Annotated in this window: 21 protein-coding genes; 9 read left to right on the plus strand and 12 right to left on the minus strand. The window is 67.1% G+C overall.

Going from position 1 to position 25,445, the window contains the following annotated elements; translation table 11 throughout:
* The first annotated feature begins 82 nt into the window (after nucleotides 1–82).
* From ntrB to cynS, 3 genes are all read left to right on the plus strand, one after another.
* Complete coding sequence (gene ntrB / locus KW832_RS00915; protein WP_218298949.1) at nucleotides 83–952, plus strand: nitrate ABC transporter permease; 870 nt, start codon at nucleotides 83–85, stop codon at nucleotides 950–952.
* Nucleotides 942–1,817: an ABC transporter ATP-binding protein gene (locus KW832_RS00920; RefSeq protein WP_121507693.1), complete on the plus strand. Its 876-nt coding sequence runs from the start codon at nucleotides 942–944 to the stop codon at nucleotides 1,815–1,817. Before ntrB ends, KW832_RS00920 begins: the two co-directional genes overlap by 11 nt.
* Nucleotides 1,818–1,929: 112 nt before the next feature.
* Nucleotides 1,930–2,373, plus strand: coding sequence for a cyanase (gene cynS, locus KW832_RS00925; protein WP_008905293.1), 444 nt, complete (start codon nucleotides 1,930–1,932; stop codon nucleotides 2,371–2,373).
* A 196-nt stretch (nucleotides 2,374–2,569) separates the two neighbouring features.
* Here cynS and KW832_RS00930 read toward each other — a convergent pair whose 3' ends face one another.
* The 8 genes from KW832_RS00930 to KW832_RS00965 all read right to left on the minus strand — a co-directional run bounded on the left by KW832_RS00930 (nucleotide 2,570) and on the right by KW832_RS00965 (nucleotide 10,698).
* Entirely contained in the window at nucleotides 2,570–3,340 is a 771-nt protein-coding gene (locus tag KW832_RS00930; protein WP_218298948.1) for an anti-sigma factor domain-containing protein, read from the minus strand.
* Nucleotides 3,337–3,903, minus strand: coding sequence for a sigma-70 family RNA polymerase sigma factor (locus KW832_RS00935; protein WP_055396332.1), 567 nt, complete (start codon nucleotides 3,901–3,903; stop codon nucleotides 3,337–3,339). Before KW832_RS00935 ends, KW832_RS00930 begins: the two co-directional genes overlap by 4 nt.
* A 107-nt stretch (nucleotides 3,904–4,010) precedes the next feature.
* A complete protein-coding gene (locus tag KW832_RS00940) occupies nucleotides 4,011–4,589 on the minus strand; it encodes a DUF3455 domain-containing protein (protein WP_055396334.1) in 579 nt (192 codons plus the stop codon).
* Between the two features lie 156 nt (nucleotides 4,590–4,745).
* Nucleotides 4,746–6,071: an FAD-dependent oxidoreductase gene (locus KW832_RS00945; protein ID WP_255577439.1), complete on the minus strand. Its 1,326-nt coding sequence runs from the start codon at nucleotides 6,069–6,071 to the stop codon at nucleotides 4,746–4,748.
* The gene (locus KW832_RS00950) at nucleotides 6,068–7,225 is read right to left on the minus strand and encodes an acyl-CoA dehydrogenase family protein (protein ID WP_121507688.1); all 1,158 of its coding nucleotides are present in this window, start codon (nucleotides 7,223–7,225) and stop codon (nucleotides 6,068–6,070) included. Before KW832_RS00950 ends, KW832_RS00945 begins: the two co-directional genes overlap by 4 nt.
* Before the next feature lie 43 nt (nucleotides 7,226–7,268).
* Nucleotides 7,269–7,838, minus strand: coding sequence for an OsmC family protein (locus KW832_RS00955; protein WP_008905298.1), 570 nt, complete (start codon nucleotides 7,836–7,838; stop codon nucleotides 7,269–7,271).
* Nucleotides 7,839–7,924: 86 nt separating this feature from the next.
* Complete coding sequence (locus KW832_RS00960) at nucleotides 7,925–8,836, minus strand: sulfurtransferase (RefSeq protein WP_015012391.1); 912 nt, start codon at nucleotides 8,834–8,836, stop codon at nucleotides 7,925–7,927.
* 233 nt (nucleotides 8,837–9,069) lie between these two features.
* Complete coding sequence (locus tag KW832_RS00965; protein WP_255577440.1) at nucleotides 9,070–10,698, minus strand: sigma-54-dependent Fis family transcriptional regulator; 1,629 nt, start codon at nucleotides 10,696–10,698, stop codon at nucleotides 9,070–9,072.
* Between the two features lie 108 nt (nucleotides 10,699–10,806).
* Here KW832_RS00965 and purT point away from each other — a divergent pair, with 108 nt between their 5' ends.
* Both purT and KW832_RS00975 read left to right on the plus strand, forming a co-directional pair.
* Nucleotides 10,807–12,009, plus strand: a complete 1,203-nt coding sequence (purT, locus tag KW832_RS00970) for a formate-dependent phosphoribosylglycinamide formyltransferase (protein WP_218298946.1) — start codon at nucleotides 10,807–10,809, stop codon at nucleotides 12,007–12,009.
* Between the two features lie 64 nt (nucleotides 12,010–12,073).
* Nucleotides 12,074–14,485 (plus strand): EAL domain-containing protein, encoded by a 2,412-nt coding sequence (locus KW832_RS00975; RefSeq protein WP_218298945.1) that lies wholly within the window; start codon nucleotides 12,074–12,076, stop codon nucleotides 14,483–14,485.
* Here the strand turns inward: KW832_RS00975 and KW832_RS00980 are convergent.
* From KW832_RS00980 to KW832_RS00995, 4 genes are all read right to left on the minus strand, one after another.
* On the minus strand, nucleotides 14,460–15,395 hold the full coding sequence (locus KW832_RS00980) for an ATP-binding cassette domain-containing protein (RefSeq protein WP_218298944.1): 936 nt from the start codon (nucleotides 15,393–15,395) through the stop codon (nucleotides 14,460–14,462). The genes KW832_RS00975 and KW832_RS00980 overlap by 26 nt on opposite strands.
* A 117-nt stretch (nucleotides 15,396–15,512) precedes the next feature.
* Entirely contained in the window at nucleotides 15,513–16,649 is a 1,137-nt protein-coding gene (locus tag KW832_RS00985) for a GGDEF domain-containing protein (RefSeq protein WP_121422155.1), read from the minus strand.
* A 24-nt stretch (nucleotides 16,650–16,673) separates the two neighbouring features.
* Nucleotides 16,674–18,155 carry an AMP nucleosidase gene (locus KW832_RS00990; RefSeq protein ID WP_055396354.1) on the minus strand — a complete coding sequence of 494 codons (1,482 nt, stop codon included), beginning with the start codon at nucleotides 18,153–18,155 and terminating at the stop codon, nucleotides 16,674–16,676.
* Between the two features lie 68 nt (nucleotides 18,156–18,223).
* Complete coding sequence (locus tag KW832_RS00995; protein ID WP_207401908.1) at nucleotides 18,224–20,296, minus strand: bifunctional diguanylate cyclase/phosphodiesterase; 2,073 nt, start codon at nucleotides 20,294–20,296, stop codon at nucleotides 18,224–18,226.
* Between the two features lie 164 nt (nucleotides 20,297–20,460).
* Between KW832_RS00995 and KW832_RS01000 the strand changes: the two genes are divergently transcribed.
* The 4 genes from KW832_RS01000 to KW832_RS01015 all read left to right on the plus strand — a co-directional run bounded on the left by KW832_RS01000 (nucleotide 20,461) and on the right by KW832_RS01015 (nucleotide 25,442).
* Nucleotides 20,461–21,741: a DUF4010 domain-containing protein gene (locus tag KW832_RS01000; RefSeq protein WP_218298943.1), complete on the plus strand. Its 1,281-nt coding sequence runs from the start codon at nucleotides 20,461–20,463 to the stop codon at nucleotides 21,739–21,741.
* A gap of 33 nt (nucleotides 21,742–21,774) precedes the next feature.
* Nucleotides 21,775–23,178: an ATP-dependent RNA helicase DbpA gene (gene dbpA, locus KW832_RS01005; RefSeq protein WP_218298942.1), complete on the plus strand. Its 1,404-nt coding sequence runs from the start codon at nucleotides 21,775–21,777 to the stop codon at nucleotides 23,176–23,178.
* Nucleotides 23,179–23,567: 389 nt separating this feature from the next.
* Complete coding sequence (locus KW832_RS01010; protein ID WP_055396362.1) at nucleotides 23,568–24,311, plus strand: GntR family transcriptional regulator; 744 nt, start codon at nucleotides 23,568–23,570, stop codon at nucleotides 24,309–24,311.
* A 120-nt stretch (nucleotides 24,312–24,431) separates the two neighbouring features.
* The gene (locus KW832_RS01015) at nucleotides 24,432–25,442 is read left to right on the plus strand and encodes a tripartite tricarboxylate transporter substrate binding protein (protein ID WP_176888175.1); all 1,011 of its coding nucleotides are present in this window, start codon (nucleotides 24,432–24,434) and stop codon (nucleotides 25,440–25,442) included.
* The last annotated feature ends 3 nt before the right edge of the window (nucleotides 25,443–25,445 follow it).

Raw genomic sequence — 25,445 nt, forward strand, 5'->3', positions numbered from 1 at the left:
GGCGGCCCTTGCGCGGGGGCACTGGCTTCGGCCCTGCGCGTTTTGTGGGCTGGTGGACTTGTGAAGCGCACGGAGATTTGACATGACAAGTTCCAAAAACCTCAACCTGCGCGCGGGCCTGTTGTCCGTGCTCATCTTCCTGGCCCTGCTGGGGATCTGGTACATCGCCACCGCTTCTTCGGGCGCGGGCAACAGCACGGCTGGCATGACCGCCGAGCAGATCGAGTACGCCAAGATGATGGGCAAGGACCCAGGCGCCAGCGCCAAGGGCAGCGGCTTCCCCTCGCTGGCAGAGATGGGCCGTACCGTGTGGGGGCATGTGTCCAACCCGTTCTATGACAACGGCCCCAACGACAAGGGCATCGCCATCCAGCTCGCGCATTCGCTGGGCCGGGTCGCGCTAGGGTTCGGCCTGGCCTGCTTGGTGGCGATACCGCTCGGTTTCGTCATCGGCATGTCGCCGCTGCTGCGCCGTGCGTTCGACCCGTTCATCCAGGTGCTCAAGCCCATCAGCCCGCTGGCGTGGATGCCGCTCGCGCTCTACACCATCAAGGACTCATCCATCTCGGGCATCTTCGTGATCTTCATCTGCTCGGTGTGGCCCATGCTGGTGAACACGGCGTTTGGCGTGGCATCGGTCAAGCGCGAGTGGCTCAACGTGTCGGCCACGCTGCAGGTCAACCCGCTGCGCAAGGCCTTCCTGGTGATCTTGCCCGCCGCAGCGCCCACCATCCTCACGGGCATGCGCATCAGCATGGGCATCGCCTGGCTGGTGATCGTGGCGGCCGAGATGCTGGTGGGCGGCACGGGGATTGGCTACTTCGTTTGGAACGAGTGGAACAACCTGTCGCTCACCAACGTGATCTTTGCCATCCTGGTGATTGGCGTGGTGGGCATGTTGCTCGACCTGGCCTTCGGCCAGCTGCAGAAGGTGGTGACCTATGTGGAGTGATGTCGCCCAGCGCCCGGCTGTTCCAGCCCCTCTTGCCACTGACGCCCCGCAACGAAAGGCCTCTGCCGTGACCCAAGGCTTCCTCCAGATCGACCGGCTGAGCAAAGCCTTTGTGCCCGCCAAGCCCGTGTTTGCCGATGTGTCGTTCACGCTCGACAAGGGCGAATTCGTCTGCATCATCGGCCACTCGGGCTGCGGCAAGACCACCATCCTGAACGTGCTGGCGGGGCTCGACACCGCCACCTCGGGCACCGTCATCATGGACGGGCGCGAAGTGGCCGGCCCCAGTCTGGACCGGGGCGTGGTGTTCCAGAGCCACGCGCTCATGCCCTGGCTCACGGTGCGCCAGAACATCGCGTTCGCCGTGAAGTCGCGCTGGCCCGACTGGAAGAAGGCCCAGGTCGATGCGCATGTGGAGAAGTTCGTGGCGCTGGTGGGCCTGAGCCCTGCCATCGACAAGAAGCCGTCGCAACTCTCAGGCGGCATGAAACAGCGCGTGGGCATTGCGCGCGCGTTCTCCATCCAGCCCAAGATGCTGCTGCTGGACGAGCCCTTCGGCGCACTCGACGCGCTCACACGCGGCACCATCCAGGACGAGTTGATGGCCATCGTGCGCCAGACGCAGCAGACGGTGTTCATGATCACGCACGATGTGGACGAGGCCATTTTGCTGGCCGACCGCATCCTGCTCATGAGCAACGGCAACGAGACGCCCGAGGGCTACCGCCCCGGCGGCATCGCCGAGGTGGTGGTGAACCCACTGCCACGCGAACGCACGCGCGCCAGCCTGCACCACCTGGATGGCTACTACGCGCTGCGCAACCACATCGTGGACTTTCTCGTCACCCGAGCCAAAGCCCACTGATTTCCTGAATAACCCAGCACTGTCGTGTTACCCCTTGGGGTGGCAGGGAGTGCTGCACCCTGAAATTCCTGTTCCCCGTTCCAAAACCCATCCAACCGAAGGAGCCATCACCATGAACCGCAACGACGTTACCGAAAAGATCATCAGCACCAAGGTCGCCAAGGGCCTGCAATGGGAGGCCATTGCCAAGAAGGTCGGCCAGTCCAAGGAATGGACCACGGCCCTGTGCCTGGGCCAGATGACCGCTACGCCTGAGCAGGCCAAGATCGTCGGCAAGATCTTTGGCCTCACGGCCGAAGAGCAGAAGTGGCTGCAGGTGGTGCCCTACAAGGGCTCGCTGCCCACGCCCGTGCCCACCGACCCACTGATCTACCGCTGGTACGAGGTGGTGAGTGTGTACGGCACCACCATCAAGGAGCTGATCCACGAGGAGTTTGGCGACGGCATCATGAGCGCCATCGACTTCAGCATGGACATCCAGCGCGAGGCCAATCCCAATGGCGACCGCGTGAATGTGGTCCTGTCCGGCAAGTTCCTGCCGTATAAACAGTACTAACCCCCTGAGTCGCTTCGCGCCTTCCCCCTTTCTCTCGAATTGCTGCGCAATTCGGGAAGGGGGACACCGCCAGCGCCCGCCAGCGAAGCGCCGCCTGTGCGGCTTGGCGGCCCTTGCGCGGCGGTCGCTGGTATAGGCCGTGCTCGTTACACCGGCGTGGGCCTATGCATTGCGCCGAGTGGGGTAACGAAGACAGTCAGAGCACCTTGACGGCGCGGCCGATGAACTGGATGGGGCCTGTGGGCTTGCCAATCGGCGAGCCCGTGGGCGGTTCCAGCGTCAGCTCGAACAACTGGTTGGGCTGCAGCGGCGGCAGCTTGTCCAGCGGGATCTGCAGGGGCTGACCGGGCTGCACCAGGCCCAGCGATACGGGGCCGCTCCAGCCGTCGGCCTTGGTCCAGAACTCCAGGGCCTTGTCGGCCGGTACTTCGGCCATACCCAGCGGAATCAGGCTGATCTGCCGGGGCGAGCTGGCCTGCACCACCCAGCCCGGGGCCTTGTCATGCGGCGCGACCAGCACCACCATGAACTGCGGCGGCGCGGCCACTGGGGCGGTGCGGGTGACGAGCACTGCCGCGAGCACCGCCGCCATGGCAAAGCCCGAGCCGGCGAGGGCCCGCCACAGGCCCAGGTGGTCCCACCAGCGCACGGATGGCTTGCGCTCGGTTTTTGCGCGGGGTTGGGCGGCAACGGGTGTCGCAACCGGCTGCGCGCTGGTGGCCTGCAGCGACTGGTCGATGCGCGCCCACAAGGCAGCGGGCGGCGCGATGGGCTCTGCCAGCTGGGTCAGCGGCAGCAGGCGGGCTTCCCATTCGGCAACCGCCTGTTGCAGTGCCTTGTCACCAGGCAGGCGTTGCTGCACACCCTGGCGTTCGGCAGCGGGCAGGGTGCCCAGCACGTACTCGCCGGCCAGCACGCTCAGGTCTTCCGGCGAGGGGGTGGACGGTGTGTTGCGCACGTCGGTCATGCCATGCACTCCCGCAGCGAAACCAGGCTGCGCCGGATCCACGCCTTGACGGTGCCCAGCGGCGCGCCGAGGCGCTCCGCAATTTCTCCGTGCGAGCAGCCGTCCACATAGGCGTGCAGCACGCAGTTGCGGCGCGCGGGGTCCAGGGCCTCCAGGCAATGCTGCAGGCGGCCCAGGCTGGCGTTCAGCGCAAAGGTTTCCTCGACCTCATGGTGGGCCTGCACAGACATGTCGGCCTCCAGGGCTTGGGTGGTGGTGTCGTCCACATCAACGTGGCGGCCCGCGTCGCGAACGGCGTTCAGGGCCAGGTTGCGCACCACGCTGTAGATCCAGCCGCGTGCGCTGCCCCGGCGCGGGTCGTAGCTGGCGGCGCGGGTCCAGATGTTCACGCAGGCATCGTGCACGATGTCCTCGGCCAGGGCCCGCTGGCGCACGATGCGCAGCGCAACGCCCAGTAGCCGCGCGCCCTCCTGTTGGTACAGGCGGTGCATGGCCTGCCGGTCGCCCGCTGCGCAGGCGGCCAGAGCGGCTTCGTAGTCAAAATCGCCAGGGGTGTCGGGCACGGTGTGCAGGCAGCGGGGCCTCGTCTAAAGAGTGGGCGCATCGTAGCCGCAAACCCGCCACCGCCTGGCGGTAGCCCCCGCTGGGCAGGGGATTGCGTGTGCGTGGTTTACGCGGCCTTCCAGAAGATGTAGTCGGCCTGGTACTTCACGATCTGACGCTCGCCCTTGTTGGCGGTGGTGCAGGCAGCAGCGGGTGCCACGCCGCCCTTGAGGGCCACGCGCTGGATGAAGGTCACGCCGGTCATGGCGCCCGAACCCATGGCGGGGTTGGCCTTGACGAGCTGGTAGGGCAGGTTACCCGTGCCCGAGGGCGCCACGGCTAGCTGGGTGGCTGTCAGCTTGGACCCATCGCTCGACTCCCAGGTGGCCGGCGGGCCGTAGTAGGTGCCCACTTGTTTGCCGCTGCGGTCATTCAGCACGGCCTTGGGGCCCACGAACACCCATTCGGTCTGGCCGGGCATGTTGGCCTTGTCGCGGCATTCGTAGGTGATCTCGCCCACGCCCACGGTTTCCATCGCCACCTTGTTGCCAGCCGGCACCTTGATGCTGTCGGGCAGGCTGTCCTGCGAATACATGGATTTGGAGGACGACGACATCATCGAACCGCAGGCGCTCAGCAGCACGGCGGCGGCAATGGCGCCCGTCAGGGGGAGCAGGCGGGAGATGGGGGACGTGTGGATGGTCATGGCGTTTCTCTCTGGTCTGTGGGTTGATAGGACAGCAGCAACAAGATGCGCTGCTGTAGGTACTACCCACGAAAACGCCGTTTGGATGCAGTGGATGCCAAAAATTTTTTGCCGGTGCCAGCCCGGGCAAGATTGCCGCCCGGGCTCGAGGCTGCCTCAATGCAGGGTCAGTGGCCGGGTGGTGGTCTTGACCCGCACCACGGCCGCCCGGTGCTCATAGGGGGCCACCGGTTGACCCAGGATGGCGGCCGCCAGCGTGCGCGCCTGCCGGGCAATCGGTTCGATGTAGCGGCTGCACTGCCCGTCGATGCTGATGCAATCGCCCATTGCATGGATGCGGGATACGCTGGTTTGCAGCGTGCCTGCGTCCACCGCAATGCCATGTGTCCAGTCAAGCCCTGCACTCTGCGCCAGGCGGTGGGGGGGCAGCAGGCCTGCAGCCACCACCACTTCGTCCGCCGCAAAACGCCGCCCGCTGGTGGTGGAGACGCGGTAGCGCGAGCCCACGCGTTCCACCTGCTCCACCTGCAGACCGCCTTCAAAGCGGATGGACAGGTCTTTCCAGGCGTCCAGCAACTGCGGGCCCGCCTGCTGGTCGTGCCAGCGCGCCAGTGGTTCGGTGGCCGTGTCCAGCAGCGTGATGTGGTGGCCGCCCAGTGCCAGGTCGTTGGCCAGCTCACTGCCGACCAGGCCCGCGCCGATGATGAGCACGTCCTTGGGCTGGTCGCCCAGGTGCTGGCGCAGGCGCTGGTAGGCGTCCAGGTGGTTGATGCGCCAGCACAGGCTGGCGGGCAAGCCCGGAGGCAAGGCGGCCTGCGCACCGTGGGCCAGCGCCAGGTGGCCGTAGCGCAGCACGCCCCGCGTGGTGCGCAATTGGCGGGTGTCGGCGCAGATGCGCACGGCATGGGTGTGGGCCAGCAGGGTGACGCCCAGGCGGTGCGCCGCATCGCGACCGGTTTCGGACACCAGGGCCAGCGGGTCCAGCTGGCGCGCCATGGCCACCGACAGCAAAGGCTTGTCGTACCGGTCGCCCGCGCAGGCCGTCACCAGGGTGATGGGCAGCGTGGCGCTGTGTTGGCGCAGGGTTTCGGCCAGTTGCCAGCCTGCACGGCCCGCGCCGACGATGACCACTCCCGGCTCGCCACGCACGCGGAGGGAGGCGGCTGGCGCTGCGCTGGCCTGCGCCCGCAGCGCCTCCAGCGTGGGGGCTTCGTACGGAGAAAAATCGGCCTTGGTCACTCCACACAGCGGGCAGGCCCAGTCGTCGGGTATGTCCGCCAGCCGCGTGCCCGGCGGCAGGCCGCCATCGGGGTCGCCGTCGGCCTCGTGGTAGACGTAGCCGCAGGCGTTGCAGATGTAGCTTTGCCAGGGCGCCTGGGCGGCCGCGTCGGCAAACGCATCGCACAGCGCCTGCGATGCCGCGCTCAACACGAACTCGGAGGTAACCGACTGCGTGGTGGCGGTGGGGAGGGCGCGCGTCATGCAGGCATCTCCTCGGTGCTGAGCCGGGCGATCTCCTTGCGCAGGTGCTTGATGGCGGGCGTGACGATGGCCACAAAGTGCGACTCGCGCACGCGCCGCTGCACGTCCGAGCTCATCAGGTAGCCGCGCGCGCCCTGGTGCATCAGGGCCGACTGGGCGGCGCGCAGGCACAGCTCCGCGCCATGGGCACGGGCGTCCAGCACATCGATGAAGAAGTCGGTGCTTGTGTCGAACGGCGTCTGGGCCAGTTGCATGACGCGTGCGGTCAGTGCATCCAGTTCGGCCTGCAGGGCGTCGGGCCGGTCTTCCAGGAACTGGTTGACGTGGCCCAGTTGGGCCTCCACCGCCCACATCGAGTCGATGGCGCCCTGGGTGATGCCCACCGCCATGCCACATTGCAGCATCACGAACGCAGCGCGGATGCGGGCGATGAAAGGCCGGGTAGGGTCGGCCATGGTGTCGGCCGTGCCGATGAAATGGTCCTTGAGCCGCAGTGCATAGGTGCCCGTGCCCTCCATGGCGGAGAAGCTGGGGCATTCGCGCATCTCCACGCCCGGTGCGTCGCAGCGCAGCAGGAACATCACCTCGCGCTGGCTGGCCGCACCGTCGGCCTCCACCACCGCCGCGATCGCGCCGCAGTAGTGGTCGGGCCCCAGGTTGCTCACCCAGGGCAGGGTGCCGTTGATGAGGTAGCCCCCCTCCACGGGCGTGGCCTTGAGCAGCAGGCTTTCGATCTGGGCATAACTCTTCATGGGGTTGGACAACGCCGTGCCGCCCATGCCTGCGCCGCTGGCGTGGCGCTGGAGCACATCGCCCATCAGCGCGGGGTTGCCCGACTGCTGCAGGTACAGCCCACACACCGCCTGACACCACATCATGAAGCCCGTGGCGCCGCACACGCGCGAGGCCTCGGCCATGGCGCGGATGGCCAGGCCGTAGTCGGCGGGGCCGGCGGTACTGTCCAGGTGCGCGCTCATCGCGCCCACGGCGGCCAGTTGCTGCAGCTCGGCGCAGGGGTAGTAGCCGGTGCGGTCAATCGCCTCCACCTGCGCGGCCAGCGGGCCCTGGGCGATCTGGCGCACGGCGGCCAGCAGCGGATCGCCCCGCAGGGCGCCGTCCAGGTGGAGTTGGGGAGGGAGGTCGGCGGGGTTCATGGGGCTCCTTGGGTGCGCAGGGCGGGCTCGGTGGCGGGGCTATTTAGTCCGCGAGGCTGATCTCGAACGGTATGGGGTTGCGCATGCTGTTGGCCACGGGCGAGTAGAAGTTGGCGTGCTGCACGATCTCGTCGAGCACCTCGCGCGGTGCGTCGCCCTCCACCAGCACCTTCACGCGGATGGCCTGGAAGCCCATCTCGGGGGGCGTCTTCTGCAATGCGCCACCCGCACCCCAGGCGGCGGGGTTGCCGATGTCGCCTTCCATGAACACCTCGATCTTGCTGAGCTTGACCTGCTTCCAGGTGGCCACAGCCGTGATGCCCACGGCCAGGCAGCCCCCCAGGCCCGACAGCACGATTTCGCCTGGCGCAGGCGCCGTGTCCTGGCCGAACAGGTGCAGGGGCTCGTCCACCACCACCGGCGCATGGTTGCCCACATAGCTCAGCGAGCGGTACTGCCCCTCCATCACCGTGTGGACCTTGTTGGTGCCCCGGCTGGCGGGGTTGTTGCGGCCCTTGTCGGCAAAGGCCATCAGCCCGTCGCGGTCGATGGGGCGCAGGTGTGTGTGCACGGTGGTGACGGGGGCAGAGGGTTCCAGCAGATCGGTGGACATGGTGTTCCTTGGAAAAAGAGAAGGGAATGCAAAAAAGAAGGACAGGGTTCGCAGCGAGCCACGCCCGCTGCAACAACGCGCGGGGCTCAGGCCGCCAGCGCCAGCGCAGGCTTTTTGGGGAACTTGACCAGCGGCAGACCGCTTTCGATCGGCAACTTGTCGTCGCGCGACCATTCGTTCCATGAGCCGAAGTACATGCGCACATCGGCAAAGCCCGCCTGCTTGAGCGCGAGGAAGGTGTTGGACGCACGTGCGCCCTTGAAGCAATACAGGTACACGGTGTCCGCCGGGCTGATGCCCGCCGTGGCGCATTCGGCGCGCACTTCGTCGGGCGACTTGAACACCGGACCTTGGGGCGAGGGCTTCATGAAGCGGTACCACTCCAGCCACTTGGCGCCGGGCAGGCGGCCCTTGCGGGGCGCAAAGTCCTTGCCGTAGGGGCTGGAGCTGTCGCCAATCCATTCGTCCACATCGCGCACGTCCAGCAGCACGGTGTCGGTGCCCAGGGCTTCGATCACGTCTTCCTTGGTCAGCATCACATCGGTGGTGGCCAGGTTGGTGGGGAAGATGGCCGGGGTGGGCACCACGGCCTCGGTGGAGACGGGCAGCTCTGCCGCCTTCCAGGCCGAGTAGCCGCCATTCAATACCTTGACCTTGGGGTAGCCCAGCCAGGTCAGCAGGTAGTAGCCCCGGCACGACTGGCCGTAGCCGCTGTTGAGCGCGTCTTCGTAGAACACCGCCGTCTCGGCGCCCGACAGGCCGATGGCGCCCAGGTGCGCGGCAAAGGTGTCTTTCAGCTCCTGCAGGCCTTGGGGCGTAGAGGTGGCGAGATACGTGAATGTCTCGCGCAGGTTCACCGCGCCGGGGATGTGCCCCAGGGCATAGGTGTCGGCGTCGCGGGTGTCGATCAGCACCACAGGCTCTGCGGCTTGCAGGGCCAACAGCTGGGTGGGTGAGATGAGGACGGCGTCGGAGGCGGTAGCGGTCACGGTGCTCATGGAAAACCTTTCGGTGCGGTGGTGGGCGGGATGCCTGCCCTCCTTATCGCAACAGGTGTGCCAGAGCTTGGGAATGCAAAGAAATTTGAATGAAATAGGCTGTTAGCGCTGATTGTTAAAGCGCTGGCAGCTATTGATTTGATAGTATTTTGTGCCGACTATCACCAGAGCGCAGCCTGTCCAACGCGGACGCTGAACACTGTGTCTACAAATTGTTGACACAGTGTTGGGCGTCACTTCAAGCCTGCTTTGCGCAGCCGGTAAGCGAACTGCCGGAGCGTCAACCCCAGGCTCTGCGCCGCGCGCGACTGGTTGCCGTGGTGTTCGACCAGCGCGGCCTGCAGCACCTGAACGCTGTGGGACTGGGCCGAGGCGTAGTCGCGCACCAGCGGTGCTGCGGCGATAGGGGTAGACGGCATCTCGGCCTGAATCTGCTGAACGGGCGCCGGTGCGGGTGGCAAAACCACAGCCGCAGCGGGCAGAAACCGGTCCAGCTCGCCACGCGCCACCAGCGTGTCATTGGTCAGCAGCACCAGGCGTTCGATCACATTGCCCAGCTCGCGGATGTTGCCGGGCCAGGGGTGTTCTTCCAGCCGCGCCAGCGCGTCGGGCGAGAGGTTCACGTTGCGCTGGTGCGCCTGGTTGGCGCGGCTCACAAAGTGCAGCGCCAGCGCGCGGATGTCCTCGCGCCGCTCGGCCAGCGAGGGCAGATGGATCGGAATCACGTGCAGGCGGTAGTACAGGTCCTGCCGAAAGCGCCCGGCCTCCACATCGGCCGCCAGGTCGCGGTGGGTGGCCGCCACCAGGCGCACGTTGACCTTCACCTCGCGCTGCCCGCCCAGGCGCACCAGCGTGCCCTCCTGCAGCGTGCGCAGCAGCTTGGACTGCAGGGCCAGCGGCAGCTCGCCAATCTCATCAAGAAAGATGGTGCCGCTGTCGGCCTGCTCGAACCAGCCCACGCGGGCTGTGCTGGCGCCGGTGAACGCGCCTTTCTCGTAGCCAAACAGTTCGGACTCGAACAGCGCGTCCGGAATGGCCGAGCAATTGACCTTGATGAAGGGCCGGTCGCGCCGCCCGCTGGCCAGGTGCACGGCGCGTGCGAACAGCTCCTTGCCCGTGCCCGACTGGCCCAGCAGCAGCACGGTGGCCTGGGTTTGCGACACACGCTCCAGCTCGCTCAAGGCCTGCAGCAGCGGTGGCGAGCTGCCAATGAGCCCGTAGCGCGCGCTTTTGGTGTTGAGCGCATTGGCTAGCACGGCGTTGCGCGCCTGCAGCTGCCGCGTCTGCTCGTCCACCAGGGCTTCCAGCTGCAGCAGCTGCCCGACCAGCGTGGCCAGCACGCGCAGCACCGCCAGGTCGTCGTTCAGGTGGCGCTGGCGGCTACGGATGCGGTGGCAGGCCAGCACGCCGATGGGCGCGTTGTTGACCTCGATGGGCAGGGCGATGAAAGCCACCGTCTCGGGCGGCAGCTGGCTGCGCTCCACTGCGCGTGCCAGAAACAGCGGTTCGGCATCAATGTCCTGCACGATGGCAGGCTGCCCCGTGGCCAGCACGCGGCCTGTGATGCCCTCGCCCCAGGCGTACCGCCCGCGCTGCACCTCGGCCTGGGTGAGGCCATAGGCGTGCTGGATGGAGGCGGTGCGCGGCGCGCCGGCTGGGGAGGACGGGGCGTTGTCCACCAGCACGATGCGCCCACGGTTCAGGCCCAGCAGTTCGCTCATCAGGTGCAGCATTTCGCGCAGCACCAGGCCGGGCGCCAGGCTGCGGCCGATGAGGCGCATCACTTCGCGCATTAGCAGCAGCTCCTGGGTGTGCCAGTCGGTGGGGCTGTGCGAGCGGGCCGTGCTGGAAGGGGAGGGCATGGGCGGTGGGGGCATGTCAGGGCGATTGCAAGTTCTGCGCCCGGGTGCATTAAAGTCGCCTGCGTCCCGCCATTTACCGACTTTTTCACCTTCTCGAAAGCCCCCACCATGACCACCCTCGGAACCCCTCTGTCCCCCCATGCCACCAAAGTCATGCTGCTGGGCTCGGGCGAGCTGGGCAAGGAGGTGCTGATCGCGCTGCAGCGCCTGGGGGTGGAAACCATTGCCGTGGACCGCTACGACAACGCCCCCGGCCAGCAGGTGGCCCACCACGCGCGCACCATCACCATGAGCGACCCGGCCCAGCTCAAGGCGCTGATCGAAGCCGAACGGCCCCACCTGGTGGTGCCCGAGATCGAAGCCATCGCCACCCCCATGCTCGAAGAGCTGGAAGCCGCGGGCACCGTGCGCGTGATCCCTACGGCCCGCGCAGCGCGCCTGACCATGGACCGTGAAGGCATCCGCGTGCTGGCCGCCGAAACGCTGGGCCTGCCCACCAGCCCCTACAAGTTCTGCAATTCGCTGGAAGAACTGCAGGCTGCGATTGACGCAGGTATCGGCTACCCCTGCATCGTCAAGCCCGTGATGAGCAGCTCGGGCAAGGGCCAGAGCAAGATCGACGGCCCAGACGACGTGAAGAAGGCCTGGGACTACGCCATGGCCGGTGGCCGGGTGCGCCACGGCCGCGTGATCGTCGAGGGCTTCATCGACTTTGACTACGAAATCACCCAGCTCACCGTGCGTGCGGTGGGCGCGGACGGCCAAATCACCACCAGTTTCTGCGACCCCATCGGCCATGTGCAGGTGAGTGGCGACTATGTGGAAAGCTGGCAGCCCCACCCCATGCACCCGGCCGCGCTCGAAAAGTCGCGCCAGATCGCCAAGGCCGTGACCGACAACCTGGGCGGCCAGGGATTGTTCGGCGTGGAGCTGTTCGTCAAGGGCCAGGAGGTCTGGTTCAGCGAAGTGAGCCCGCGCCCGCACGACACGGGCCTGGTCACGCTGTGCACCCAGCACCAGAGCGAGTTCGAGCTGCACGCCCGCGCCATCCTGGGCCTGCCCGTGGACACCAGCCTGCGCAATCCCGGCGCCAGCGCCGTCATCTACGGCGGCGTGGAAGCCCAGGGCATCGTGTTCGATGGTGTGGAAGAAGCCCTGCGCGTGCCGGGCACCGATCTGCGCCTGTTCGGCAAGCCCGAGAGTTTTGTGAAGCGCCGTATGGGCGTGGCGCTGGCTCGGGCTCAGAATGTGGACACGGCGCGTGCGAACGCCAAGCTGGCGGCGAGCAAGGTCAGGCCCCGCGTGGCCTGATAGCCTGCGGCCGCAGTTGCGGCGGGCCGGTGCGACGACGGCGCTTCTGTGAAGGAGAACCCCTGTGAGCCTGAGTGCGCGGATCCTGTGGCTGGTGCTGGCAGCCTCTTTGTTGCCTGTGCCGGCCCTGGTGTGGCTGCTGCTGGAGTTCCGGGTGGCCACCACCGGACAGGCGCGCGACCGGCTGGTGGCCCGGGCAGGCATCATTGCCAGCGACCTGGACGACAAGATCGCTGGTACCGGGCAACTCTTGTTTGGCCTTGGGCGCGTACCCCTGCTGGCAGCGGGCGACAAGGGCGCCTGCTCTGATTTCCTGGCAGATGTCCTCAAGGAACATCCTCAGTACACCGGCATCCTCACCATCCAGCCCGATGGTTCCCTGTTCTGTGATTCGCTGCGCAGTGGCCGTACGCTGGACCTCCGGGACCGCAGTTACTTTCAGCGTGCGCTGACAGCCTCCGGGCCGGTGCTGGAAGCGGTCATAGGCCGCCTGACGGGCAAGGGGGTGCTGCAGGTGGCCTACCCGGTGCGCGATGCGGGAGGCGCGTTGCGCTTCATCCTGCTGGCCTCGCTCGACATGCAGGACTACGGGCAGGCCACGGTGCATGCACAGCGCTATGAGCGTATGCATCTGCAGGTATGGAATGCCGACGGTTCGGTGGTCATGGACTTCCGCCGGCCGGAGGTGGCGCCGCTGACCCTGGGGGACGCCGAACGCACTTTCATGTTGCAAGCGGTCGAAGGGCATGCCGTGATGGAGGGGGCCGATGGCGTGCGTCGCGTCTGGGTGCGCGCCCAGTTGCCGCGCGCACAGGGCTCGGATCTGCGTCTGGCCCTGGCCGTGCCTGAGGACGACCTGCGTGGCCCGGTGGAGCGCCAGTTCCGGCGCGCACTGCTGGGGGTGCTGGCACTGGCGGCCATCGTGTTTGTTGCTGCTTTTCTGTTGGTGGAATTTGCGGTACGCCGCCATGCCATGCGCGCCATCCGCGCCATTGGCCGCATGGATGCTGGCAACTACGCCGAACCCATTGGCACACCCTATCCCCCGGGAGAGCTGGGGCAGGTGGCTCGGGCACTGGACCGGATGGCGGAGTCCCTGCTGCGCCAGCAGCAGTCCATCGCGCTGCACACGGAGACGCTGGAGCGCCAGGCGCGGCGAGACCCCCTGACCGACTTGGCCAACCGCTACAGCCTCACGGAGCGGCTGGACGCGGCGTTGGACCGGGCGCGGGAGCAGGGCCACTGCGTGGCCGTTCTGGCCATGGACCTGGACCGGTTCAAAGGGGTGAACGACAGCCTGGGCCATGCCCGGGGCGATGCCTTGCTCAAGGAGGTGGCGGTCCGGTTGCAGGGTTGTGTACGCCCTGGCGATGTAGTGGCCCGCCCGGGAGGGGATGAGTTTGTGGTGGTGCTGCCCGACCTGCCGGACCCGGCGGTGGTGGAGCCCATGGCGCGGCGCATTGTGCGGGCGCTGACCCTGCCTGTGGAGACCGGCACGTCCAGCTGGTTGCTGGGCACCAGCCTGGGCATTGCGGTCTTCCCGCAGGATGGGGACTCTGGCGACCTGTTGTTGCGCAATGCAGACGTGGCCATGTACGACGCCAAGGACCTGGGTGGGAATCGGCTGGCTTTCTTCAGCCCGCACATGACGGAGGTGTTGACGGAGCGCCTGCGGGTGGAGGCGGGCCTGCGCCATGCCATCGAGCACGACGGGCTGCGCCTGCACTATCAGCCCATCATGGATGCGCGGACGGGGCGCTTGTCGTCGGTGGAGGCGCTGGTGCGGTGGGCGGACCCGGAGCGTGGGCTGGTGTCTCCGCTGCAGTTCATCGGCATTGCGGAAGAAACGGGGCTGATCGTGCCACTGGGCGAATGGGTGCTGAACGAGGCCTGCGCGCAGGCACGGCGGTGGCTGGATGCCGGGTGGGGGGAGATCCCGGTGGCGGTGAACCTCTCGGCCCGTCAGTTCCAGGAGCCTGAGCTGGACCAGGTGGTGGCCCGCGCCTTGCAAAGCACCGGATGCCCACCCCGGTTGCTGCAATTGGAAATCACTGAAAGCTCGATCATGGAGCCCGTGGAGGAGGCCCTGCAGACCATGCAGCGCCTCACCGCGCTGGGTGTGCAGCTGGCCATCGACGACTTCGGCACCGGCTATTCGTCACTCAGCCAGCTCAAGCGGTTTCCGGTGCGCAAGCTCAAAATCGACCGCTCTTTCGTCAACGACCTGGGGAGCAACGACCGGGGCGAAATGCTGGTGGACGCCATCGTGGCCCTGGCGCAAAGGCTGGGCCTGCGCACGGTGGCCGAGGGCGTGGAAACCGACCACCAAGCCCAGTGGCTGGCCCGGCTGGGCTGCGACGAACTGCAGGGTTACCTCTTTTCCCAGCCTTGCGCGCCACAAGACCTTGAAAACTGGTGGCAGGGCCGGGTGGCGGGCCCTCCCGCCGGCCCTATTCCCGGATCTGCCGCCCCGTGAGCTTGAGGAACAAATCTTCCAGATTCGCAGGCCGGTGCAGCGTGCGCAGGTGGCCATGCTGCCCCAGCGCCTGCAGCAGCGGCTGCGCGTTCTGTGTGTAGAAAAACACCGTCTCGCCGCTGATCTCCACGCGCGCGGCCAGGGCACGCAGCGCGGCGTCTTCGGCCATCTGGACGGCCCCCACGCCGAACACCTCCACCACATCCGGCTCCAGGTGCTGGGCGATTAGCTCGCGCGGGCGGCCTTCCGCAATCTTGCGGCCGTGGTCCAGCACCAGCAGGCGCGAGCACAGGCGCTCGGCCTCGTCCATGAAGTGGGTGGTCAGCAGGATCGACTTGCCTTGCTGCAGCAGCAGTTGCAGGCGTTCCCACATCAGGTGGCGGGCTTGCGGGTCCAGGCCGGTGGTGGGCTCGTCCAGCAGCAGCAGGCGCGGGTTGTTGACCAGGGCGCGCGCCAGCGACAGGCGCCGCTTCATGCCGCCCGACAGCTCGCCCGGCTTGGCGTCGGCCTTGTGGGTGAGGGCTGCGAACTCCAGCAACTGGGGTACACGCTCGTCCATCACTGCGCCCTTCAGCCCAAAGTAGCGGCCGAACACGCGCAGGTTTTCGGCGCAGGTGAAGTCCGGGTCGAGCGTGTCAAACTGCGTGACCACACCCAGCTGCGCCTTGATGGCCAGCGCATCGCGGGGCATGTGCAGCGGTGCGGTGCCGGGCTTGGAGGTGAAATGCACTTCGCCGCCATCCGGTGACGCCAGGCCCAGGCACATGCGAATGGTGGTGGTCTTTCCAGCACCGTTGGGGCCGATGACGCCCAGGCATTCGCCGGGAGCAATCGCGAAGGACACGTCGTCCACCACGGTGGTCTCGCCATAACGTTTGCGCAGGTGCAGAGCTTCAAAAAGTGCGGTCATGGAGAGATTGTGTGCGACGTGGGCATACCCGGTGTTGCGCGCAGTCGTTGTGGCAAAAATCAACACTTAGCGCAGGTGGATAGTGCACTGATTGCTATCAAAAGAGGACCAATTGGCTCAGTCCGCTGCGACCAGCCGCCCACGGCCCGCCGTCTTGGCTGCATAGAGGGCGCCGTCGGCACGGGCCATCAGTTCCGCCAGGGCGGCCTCACCGGGCTGCAGGACGGCCATCCCGGCGCTGTAGTCCAGCGCAAAGCCCAGCTCGGCCACACTGGCTGCGTGCAGGCGCCTGCGCAGTCGCCGGTCCAGGGCCAGTCCGGCGGGCTCGCTGTTGTGCAACAGCAGCACACCAAACTCCTCGCCACCCAGGCGGCCGACCAGATCGCCGCTGCGGCAGGTGTCGCCCAGCAGGCGGGCAAACAGTTGCAGGGCGCGGTCCCCGGCCTCGTGGCCATGGGTGTCGTTGACCTGCTTGAAGTGGTCCAGGTCCAGCATCATTGCCGTCATGGGCAACTGATGGCGTGCGGCGTGGGCCAGCAGGCTGCTGCCTTGGGTGGTGAAGCCGCGCCGGTTGAGCACGCCGGTGAGGCCATCGGTCATCGCCAGCGTGCGCAGCTTGTGTTCAGCCTCCGACCGCCAGGCCACCAGCAGGGCGACCGTGCCGAGCACCAGGCTCACGTTGGTGGCCACGGCGGCAGCGAGGTTGACAGGATGGGGAGTGCGAAAGCTGGGGTACTGGTCGGTGAAGGCGCCCAGCATGCCCCGCGCCAACGTGAACGCGGCCGACGTCAGCAGGCAGCCCAGCAGCAGGCTGCGCCAGCGCAGGTTGGCCTCGACCACCGGCGCCAGGGTGGCGCGCGCAACGATGCACAGGATGGTGGCCAATACAAAGTTGGCCCAGCCCACGCGCCAGGCGTAGTGACCAAAGCCCAGGGTGTAGCCCAGTGGGGCGGCTATCACCAGCACCAGCAGCAGGCGGCGCAAGGGACGGGGGCCCAGCCATTCTTCGAGCGCCCGGTACAGCATCCACTGTGCGGCCGCGTTGCAGGCAATCGACACGGTGGAAAGGGTCTGGTCCCACAGGGTGGATGAGGCAATGATGGCCGCCCAGGCCACGGCCTGCAGCAGCATGCTGGCCTGCACATGGCGGGCCGCGCGGCTCACGTCCCGGCCCATGATCAGCGGCAGCGCGGCCGAGATCATGAACAGGTTGGCCGCCATGACCGTCATCAGCGTGAGGAAATCCAGTGGCATACGCAGTGGCCCCGGGGCCTGTGTTTACTGAAAAGCGACCTCGGCAAAGCTGCGCAGCTTGCGGCTGTGCAGGCGGTCCACGCCGCCGTTGCGCAGGATCTCGATGGCGCGCATGCCGATGCGCAGGTGCTGGTCCACCCGCTCGCGGTAGAAGTGGTTGGCCATGCCGGGCAGCTTGATTTCGCCGTGCAGGGGCTTGTCGCTCACGCACAGCAGGGTGCCGTAGGGCACGCGAAAGCGAAAACCATTGGCGGCGATGGTGGCGCTTTCCATGTCCAGCGCCACGGCGCGGCTCTGGCTGAAACGGCGCTGGGGCGTGTTGTCGGGCAGCAGCTCCCAGTTGCGGTTGTCGGTGCTGGCCACGGTGCCGGTGCGCATCACGCGCTTCAGGTCGGCGCCGCTGATCTGTGTGACATCGGCCACGGCCTGCTGCAATGCGAGCTGGATCTCGGCCAGCGCCGGGATGGGCACCCACAGAGGCAGGTCTTCGTCCAGCACGTGGTCCTCACGCACGTAGGCGTGGGCCAGCACGTAGTCGCCCAGCTGCTGGCTGTTGCGCAGGCCCGCGCAGTGGCCCAGCATCATCCAGGCGTGGGGGCGCAACACGGCGATGTGGTCGGTGATGGTCTTGGCGTTGGCGGGGCCTACGCCGATGTTGACCATGGTGATGCCGCTGCTGTCTGCGCGCACGAGGTGGTAGCCGGGCATTTGCGGCAAGCGCGGCGGGGCTACGCCCAGTTCGTCGCCGGGCTGGGCACCCAATCCCACGCGGCGGGTGACCACGTTGCCCGGCTCGATGAAGGCGATGTATTCACTGTCGGGCTTGGCCATCTCGGCGTGGCCCAGGCGCACAAATTCGTCGATGTAGAACTGGTAATTCGTGAACAGCACGAAGTTCTGGAACCACTCGGGCGCCGTTCCCGTGTAGTGGCGCAGGCGGTGCAGCGAGTAGTCCACGCGCGGCGCGGTGAACAGCGACAGCGGCTGGGCCTCGCCTGGGCGGGCCTGCCAGGTGCCGTTGGCGATGCCGTCGTCCATGGCAGCCAGGTCGGGCAGGTCGAACACGTCGCGCATCAGCATGCGGCGCTCGGGCGTCAGCGTGCCCTCGATGTGGTCGTGCTCGGCAAACGAGAAATGGATCGGAATGGGGTGGGCGCTGGTGCCCACTTCCAGCTCCACGTTGTGGCTGGCGCGCAGCAGGCGAAACTGCTCGGCGTAGTAGTGAGCGAACAGGTCGGGCCGGGTGAGGGTGGTTTCGTAGCGCCCAGGGCCTTCCACAAAACCATAGGCCAGCTTGGTGTCGGCCCGCGCCACGGTGGTGGTGTGCACCCGTACAAAGGGGTAGAACGCGCGCACGGCGCCTTCGGGCGTTTCGCCTGCCACAAAACGCTGCATGGCGTCGCGCAGGTGGCCAATCTGTTGCTGGTAAATGCGCTGCACCTGGGCCAGTGCGTCGGCCGGGTCGGTGTGGCGGGTGGGGGCGATGAAGTCGGGGATGAGGGGCATGCCCCTATTGTCCACAAGCCGGGAACGTGTCTGTGTGACGGCACCGGGAAGGGATCGGAAACAGGTTCTTACACCGGCAAATCGCGCATCCAGCGCTGGAGCGCCACGGCATCCAGCGGCACCGACACCACATGCCCCTGGATCAGGTCACACCCCAGGCCCTTGAGCAATTGCACCTGCGCCGGGGTTTCCACCCCTTCGGCCACGGTTTTGAGCTGCAGGCTGCGGGCCATCTGAATGACGGCCGTGACGATGGCCACGTCGTCGGGGTTGCCGGGCGTGTCCACCACAAAAGACCGGTCGATCTTGAGGCTGTCGATGGGGTAGCGCTTGAGGTAGGCCAGCGACGAATACCCTGTGCCAAAGTCGTCGATCGAGATGCCCACGCCCAGCGCTTTGAGGGCATTGAGGGTGTCCAGCACCTGGCCGGTCTGGTGCATGAGCACGGATTCGGTCAGCTCAATCCCCAGGTACTGCGGCGCCAGGCCGGTATCGCGCAGCGCCGCAGCGATTTCGCCAGCGACATCGCGCTGGCGAAATTCGAGGGCCGACAGGTTCACCGCCACGGGCACCAGGGCCAGGCCCTCGTCCTGCCATTCCTTGAGCTGGCGGCAGGCCTCGCGCATCACCCAGCGGCCGATGGGGGTGATGAGGCCGCGCGATTCCGAAAAGGTGATGAACTCGTCGGGCCCCACCAGGCCGCGCTGCGGGTGGCGCCAGCGTACCAGAGCCTCCAGCCCCTGCAGGGAGCCGTCTTCCAGGCTGATCTGGGGCTGGTAGTGCAGCACAAAGGCGTTGTCCACAATGGCCTCGCGCAGAAGGCGCTCGTGCTGCAGCACGTCGATGGCGCTGGCTTCCATGCTCGGGGTGTAGAACTGGCGGTTGCCGCGGCCACTTTCCTTGGCGTGGTGCATGGCTGCATCGGCGCAGCGCAGCAGTGCATCGCCGGTGGTGGCGTGTTGGGGGAACAGGCTGATACCGATGGAGGGGGACACCGTCAGCGGCACCTGGCCCAGGGTGAAAACGCCGTGCATGGACGCCAGCAGCTTGTCGGCCACCCGGGCGGCATCGTCAGGGCCCTGCACATCGGTCAGCACCACCACAAACTCATCGCCGCCCAGCCGCGCCACCACGTCAGCGTCGCGCACGCCCTGGCGCAGGCGTTCGGCCACGTTGCACAGCAGCTGGTCGCCTGCATGGTGGCCCAGCGAGTCGTTCACCGTCTTGAAATGGTCAAGGTTCACAAAAAGCACGGCCGCACGGCCGTGGCGCCTGCGGGCCAGCGACAGCACCTGCGACAGCTGCTCCATCAGGAAGTGGCGGTTGGGCAACTGCGTAAGCGTGTCGTGCAGCGCAATGAAGGCCTCGCGTTCCTGGGCCTGCTTGCGGGCCGTGATGTCACGCACCACCACGATGCGGTAGTCGGCATGGTGCAGTGGCATGGTCTTTCCCACCACCTCCACGGGAATGGCGTGGCCGTCCTTGTGGCGGATGGTCACTTCGTAGGGGTCTTCGCGCCCGGTGCGCGTGTAGTCCAGCGCCACGGCCCTCCATTCCGGACTGATGAAGTGGAAGATGGAAAACCCCACCACCTCCTGCAGCGCATAACCCGTCAGGCGGGTGAGTGCCTCATTGCCGTCGGTGATGATGCCGTCGCGGTGGAACACGATGGCCTCGTCCGTGGCCTCGGTGAACTTGCGCATGCGCTCTTCGCTCTGGCGCACTTGGCGCTCCGCGCGCCAGCGCTCAGTGATGTCGGTGATCAGAACGAACGAGCCCAGCTGCTGCGCGCTGGCGTCAAAGTGCGGGATCAGGTTGACCTCGATCATGCGGGCCTCGCCATTGGGCAAGGTCTGCTCACGTGTGTACTTCACATGTTCGCCGCATGCGGACCGTTCCACATGCGGCTGGATGGCCAGCCAGGCCTTGTCGCCGATGGCCTCCTGCACCGTAAGGCCCAGGATGGATTCGGTCGTGTGGCCGTTGTAGGCGGCATAGCCTTGGTTGGCGAACTGGCAGCACAGGCCGGGCAGGTTGTAGTAGGCCATCAGCGCGGGCACGGAGTCTGCAATCAGCCGCAGCAAAGCATCGCTGGAGCCACGGGGGCCAGGGGTGGGGGCTGCGTTGGTAAGGTCTTGCATGGGCAGGCGCTGATGGGTTTTGTTATAGCCGATAGACCTGACAGCAAGGCTTGGGGCAACTCCCCATGCAAGTTTGCTGCGCGGGTGGGTGGGTTGCGGTGGGTCTTTCTGTCACCATGGGGCATTGCCACAAGAACAAAAGACAGGAAAGGTGCGGGAGTTCCATGCAGGAGTTCGGAGGTTTTTCCTCAGCGCTGGCCGTGCTGGCGAGCGCAGCGGGGTGCGGTTTGCTGATGGGTATTGAGCGCGAGCGTCGCAAAGGGGCGGGGCCCGACCGGGCGCTGGCCGGGGTGCGGTCGTTCACCCTGGCTTCCCTGGGGGGCGCGGCAGCTGCGCTCACGGCGGTTCCTGTGCTGGTGGTGGTGGGGGCCGTGTTGGTAGCGGCCCTCACGGTGGTGGCCTATGCGCGCGACCGCTCTGGCGACCCTGGCGTCACCACCGAGATCGCCTTGTTTCTGGCCTATCTGATCGGGGTGACCTGCGCGCGCGACCAGTTGCTGGCCGCCGCCCTGGCGGTGGTGGTGACGGGGCTGCTGGCGTTGCGGGACGTGTTGCACCAGTTTTCCAACCAGTGGCTGCAGCCCGGCGAGGTGCGCAGCGGGCTCATTCTGGCCGCCTTGGCTTTGCTGGTGTATCCACTGGCCCCCAACACCCCCCTGTGGCAAGGCGTGCTGAACCCGCAGGTGGTGGTGCGCCTGGTCATCGTGCTGCTGGTGATCCAGTCGCTGGCGCACTTGGCCAAGCGACTGATGCAGGCGCGCCATGCCGTGGCGCTGTCGGCGCTGGCCTCCGGGTTTGTGTCGAGCACCGCCACCATCGGCAGCCTGGGTATGGAGGTGCGAGCGGGCCGGGCCACGGCGCGCACCAACGCAGGCGCAGCGGTGCTGTCGTGTGTGGCCACCATGGCCCAGATCGTGGTGGTGGCCGCCACCGTGCAGCCGCAGTGGCTGGCTCGGCTGTGGCTGCCCGCGCTGGCGGGCGGGTGTGTGGCGGCCGTCGTGGGATGGTGGGGCGGGCGCGGCGCGGCGCACCTGTCTGCGAAGGCTATGGACGCCGGTGCGGAGGTGGCGGTTGCTGTACCCCCTGACACCCCTATGTTCAAGCTGCGCGATGCCTTGCTGATTGCGGCTCTGCTCACTGGCATTCAGGCCGGTGTGCAGGGGCTCACGGCGTGGCAAGGCGACGCGGGCATGCTGGCAGGCGCGCTGCTGGCGGCCCTGGCCGACGTGCATGCCGCCACGGCGGCCGTGCTGGTGCGCGGCGGCCCGCACAGCGCGGCCGCACCCGCCATCGCACAGGCCCTGATGGCCGCGCTGCTGGTGCATGCAGGCAGCAAGTGCGCGGTGGCCCTGGCCAGTGGTGGCTGGCGCTACGCGCTGGCTGTGGCACCGGGCGTGCTGGCGCACACCCTGGCGTTTGTGGGGGTGTTGGCCCTGCAGGCATAGCGGCTGGTGAAGGCGGGGCCGGATAATCGACCCATGACCTCCAAAGAAAACCAAGCCCGCGCTGATTTCAGCGCGCTGGCCCTGAGCCCCGCCACGCTGGCCAACCTGCAGCAGCTGGGCTACACCACCATGACCCCCATCCAGGCGGCCAGCCTGCCGCCCGCGTTGCTGGGCAAGGACCTGATCGCCCAGGCCAGCACCGGCAGCGGCAAGACCGCCGCGTTTGCCCTGGCCCTGCTGGCCAACCTCAACCCCCGCCGTTTTGCGGTGCAGGCGCTGGTGCTGTGCCCCACGCGCGAGCTGGCCGACCAGGTGACCACCGAGATCCGCCGCCTGGCGCGGGCCGAAGAAAACATCAAGGTCGTGACCCTGTGTGGCGGCGTGCCGCTGCGCGCACAGACGCTGAGCCTGGAGCATGGCGCGCACATCGTGGTGGGCACGCCCGGCCGCGTGATGGACCACCTGGAGCGCCAGCACCTGTCGCTGGAGGCGCTCAACACCCTGGTGCTCGATGAGGCCGACCGCATGCTCGACATGGGCTTCTTCGACGACATCGTCGTGGTGGCCAAGCAGTGCCCCAAGGAGCGCCAGACGCTGCTGTTTTCGGCAACGTACCCCGAGGGCATCGCCAAGCTCAGCGCCCAGTTCATGAAGTCGCCCGAGCAGATCACGGTGCAGGCCCAGCATGCCGAAGGCAAGATCGAGCAGCGCTGGTACGAGGTGAAAAACAGCGAGCGCCTGCACACGGTGTCGCAGCTGCTCAACCACTTCCGCCCAGAATCGTCCATCGCCTTTTGCAACACCAAGCAGCAGTGCCGCGACCTGGTGGGGGTGCTGCAGGCCCAGGGCTTCAGCGCGCTGGCGTTGTTTGGCGAGCTGGAACAACGTGAGCGTGATCAGGTGCTGGTGCAGTTTGCCAACCGCAGTTGCTCGGTGCTGGTGGCCACCGACGTGGCCGCGCGCGGCCTCGACATTGCCAACCTGGCCGCCGTGATCAACGTGGATGTGACGCCCGACCCCGAGGTGCACATCCACCGCATTGGCCGCACCGGCCGGGGCGATGCCGACGGCCTGGCGCTGAACCTGGCCAGCCTGGACGAGATGGGCTCCGTGGGCAAGATCGAGCAACTGCAGGGCCGCGAGTCGCGCTGGTTCCCTGTGGCGGACCTCACGCCCACGGGCAGCGGCCCGCTGGTGCCGCCCATGGTCTCCATCCAGATCATCGGTGGCCGCAAGGAAAAGATCCGTGCGGGCGACGTACTGGGTGCGCTGACCGGCGAGATGGGCTACACCCGCGAGCAGATCGGCAAGATCAATGTGAACGACTTCTCGACCTACGTGGCGGTGGACCGCGCCATTGGCGCGCAGGCCGCGCAGCGCCTGAACCAGGGCCGCGTGAAGGGCAAGACCGTGAAGGCGCGGCTCGTCACGGACTGAGAGGCTGAGAGTCTTTTATCCATGCCCGCCTTGCACGCGAAAACGCCCCGGCTCGTCGTTGCAAATGCTCGCCATAGCCCGAGCTGTGGCTGTGCTTTGCGCCTAGATCCGAGGCGTTTTCGCGCGCTTTTCGGGCTCGGCTAAACAACTCTCAGCTCCGAGGCGCTCACGTGGGGCCAGCGCCGCTGCGCGGAGGCTGGCTGCGCTGGTGGCAGGTGAAAGTTTGGGTGAAAAATGCCGCCAGCGCTTGATGGGTGTCATTTGTTGCTATCTACTTGATAGTGATCAGGTTCTGCCCGGCGGCGGATCATTTCCGCAGCTGTTTTTTTCACGCCGCCTGTGGCATCTGCGCATTGCACCAAGACCTATAGAGGACTATAGTTCTTGGCATGACCACATCCCACAAAGTTGTTGCCTTTGACAGTGCCCCGGGACTGAGCCGCTACGCCGCCCTGGCCGCCGCCCTGCGTGCCCGCGTGGTGGCAGGGGAGTGGCCACCCGGCTCGGCCCTGCCGGCAGAAAGCCTGCTGGCCACCGAGCACCAGGTGGCGCTGGGCACCATGCGCCGAGCGCTGGAACTCCTGGTGGCGCAAGGCCTGGTGGAACGCATACACGGCCGGGGCACCTTTGTGCGCCAGGGGATTGCCGGTGCGTCGATGCTGCGCTTTTTTAGGTTTGACAGTGGCAGTGGCGAAATGCCACGCTCGCGCATCCTGTCACGCCAGCGCGTGGCGGCCCCGGCCGCCGTGGCCCGCAGGCTGGGCTTGGCCACGGGCGAGATGGTGCTGCGGCTGCAGCGTTTGCGCCTGCTGGCCGACCAGCCCTGCCTGCTGGAAGAGCTGTGGTTGCCGCTGGATGTGTTTGCTCCCCTGGCTGAAGGCAGCACCGCCGAATGGGACGACCTGCTGTACCCCATGTTCGCGCGGCGCTGCGGCGTGCATGTGCACCGTGCCGTGGACGACATTGGCTTTGCCGTGCTGACGGCCGCTCAAGCCATCCCCCTGGGGCTGGCCGCAGGCCATCCGGGCGTGGTGGTGCAACGGGCCGCCTACGACCTGGGCGGGCGCTGCGTCGAATGGCGCACCACGCGCGGCGATGCCCATGCCTTTCACTACACCGTGACCATTACATGAACGACAACCGTGGGGGTGTCCGTGGCCTGGCAAGCCAGTTCCACACCCCCTGCTGGACTTGGGGCGCCAGCTTCCTGCGGGGCCCCCTGAACGCCTGAAAACTCAACCAAGGAGACCTGTATGCCCCATCTGTCCGATCCTCTGAACCCCCCTGGTCTGTCGCGCCGCGCGGCGCTGGCTGCTGTGGGCGCCACCTTGGCCGCCCCCTGGGTGCACACCCGCGCCGCGGGCGTGGGCGGCGGACGCACCGTGACCCTGGTTGTCTCTTACCCGGCAGGCGGCGGTGCCGACCTGATGGCCCGCATCATCGCGCCCCGCATGGCCGAGGCGCTGGGGCAAGGCGTGGTGGTGGACAACAAGCCCGGCGCCAGCGGCCAGCTGGCCGCATCGGCCGTGGCCCGCGCCACGCCGGATGGCACCACACTGCTGCTCGATGCATCGTCGTTCGCTGTCAATCCATCGCTCTACCCCAAGCTGCCCTACGACAGCAACACGGCCTTTGTGCCACTGGCCGTGTTGGCGACCTTTCCGAACGTGCTGGTGTGCCACCCGGGCTTCGGTGTCAATTCCGTCAAGGAGGTCATCGCACGCGCCAAGGCCAAGCCCGAGGACGTGGCCTATGCGTCGTCCGGCAATGGCTCGGCCCAGCATCTGGCGGGGGCGTTGTTTGAAGAGCGCACAGGCGTGCGGCTGTCCCACATTCCCTACCGTGGGGGCGGCCCTGCCATGAACGACGTGATGGGAGGCCAGGTGCCGCTGTTCTTTGCCAATGTGGCCTCGTCCCTGGGCCATATCCAGGCGGGCAAGCTGCGGCCGCTGGCAGTGACCAGCGCCGTGCGCGCCCGTTCGCTGCCCGATGTGCCCACCATGGCGCAGGCCGGTGTGGCCGACTACGAAGTGCTGGAGTGGAACCCCGTGCTGGCTCCGGCGGGCATTGCGCCCGAGGTGCGCACGCAGCTGGTCAACGCCATCCGCAAGGCACTGGCAGACCCTGAGGTGCTGGGACGCATCCGCGCGCTGGGCGGCGATGCCTTTCCCGATGCCACCCAGGCCAGTGCGGGCAAGTTCATCCAGGCCCAGCAAGCGCAGTGGGGCAAGGTCATCCGTGAGCGCAAGATCGTGGTGGGCTGACCC

It is taken from the genome of Acidovorax sp. sif0632 (assembly GCF_019218805.1).
Classification (GTDB): domain Bacteria; phylum Pseudomonadota; class Gammaproteobacteria; order Burkholderiales; family Burkholderiaceae_C; genus Acidovorax; species Acidovorax facilis.

Coding starts and splice junctions, on each gene's coding strand:
- ntrB (WP_218298949.1), top strand. CDS start 83: ATGACAAGTTCCAAAAACCTCAACCTGCGCGCGGGCCTGTTGTCCGTG.
- KW832_RS00920 (WP_121507693.1), top strand. CDS start 942: ATGTGGAGTGATGTCGCCCAGCGCCCGGCTGTTCCAGCCCCTCTTGCC.
- cynS (WP_008905293.1), top strand. CDS start 1,930: ATGAACCGCAACGACGTTACCGAAAAGATCATCAGCACCAAGGTCGCC.
- KW832_RS00930 (WP_218298948.1), bottom strand. CDS start 3,340: ATGACCGACGTGCGCAACACACCGTCCACCCCCTCGCCGGAAGACCTG.
- KW832_RS00940 (WP_055396334.1), bottom strand. CDS start 4,589: ATGACCATCCACACGTCCCCCATCTCCCGCCTGCTCCCCCTGACGGGC.
- KW832_RS00945 (WP_255577439.1), bottom strand. CDS start 6,071: ATGACGCGCGCCCTCCCCACCGCCACCACGCAGTCGGTTACCTCCGAG.
- KW832_RS00950 (WP_121507688.1), bottom strand. CDS start 7,225: ATGAACCCCGCCGACCTCCCTCCCCAACTCCACCTGGACGGCGCCCTG.
- KW832_RS00955 (WP_008905298.1), bottom strand. CDS start 7,838: ATGTCCACCGATCTGCTGGAACCCTCTGCCCCCGTCACCACCGTGCAC.
- KW832_RS00960 (WP_015012391.1), bottom strand. CDS start 8,836: ATGAGCACCGTGACCGCTACCGCCTCCGACGCCGTCCTCATCTCACCC.
- KW832_RS00965 (WP_255577440.1), bottom strand. CDS start 10,698: ATGCCCTCCCCTTCCAGCACGGCCCGCTCGCACAGCCCCACCGACTGG.
- purT (WP_218298946.1), top strand. CDS start 10,807: ATGACCACCCTCGGAACCCCTCTGTCCCCCCATGCCACCAAAGTCATG.
- KW832_RS00980 (WP_218298944.1), bottom strand. CDS start 15,395: ATGACCGCACTTTTTGAAGCTCTGCACCTGCGCAAACGTTATGGCGAG.
- KW832_RS00985 (WP_121422155.1), bottom strand. CDS start 16,649: ATGCCACTGGATTTCCTCACGCTGATGACGGTCATGGCGGCCAACCTG.
- KW832_RS00990 (WP_055396354.1), bottom strand. CDS start 18,155: ATGCCCCTCATCCCCGACTTCATCGCCCCCACCCGCCACACCGACCCG.
- KW832_RS00995 (WP_207401908.1), bottom strand. CDS start 20,296: ATGCAAGACCTTACCAACGCAGCCCCCACCCCTGGCCCCCGTGGCTCC.
- KW832_RS01000 (WP_218298943.1), top strand. CDS start 20,461: ATGCAGGAGTTCGGAGGTTTTTCCTCAGCGCTGGCCGTGCTGGCGAGC.
- dbpA (WP_218298942.1), top strand. CDS start 21,775: ATGACCTCCAAAGAAAACCAAGCCCGCGCTGATTTCAGCGCGCTGGCC.
- KW832_RS01010 (WP_055396362.1), top strand. CDS start 23,568: ATGACCACATCCCACAAAGTTGTTGCCTTTGACAGTGCCCCGGGACTG.
- KW832_RS01015 (WP_176888175.1), top strand. CDS start 24,432: ATGCCCCATCTGTCCGATCCTCTGAACCCCCCTGGTCTGTCGCGCCGC.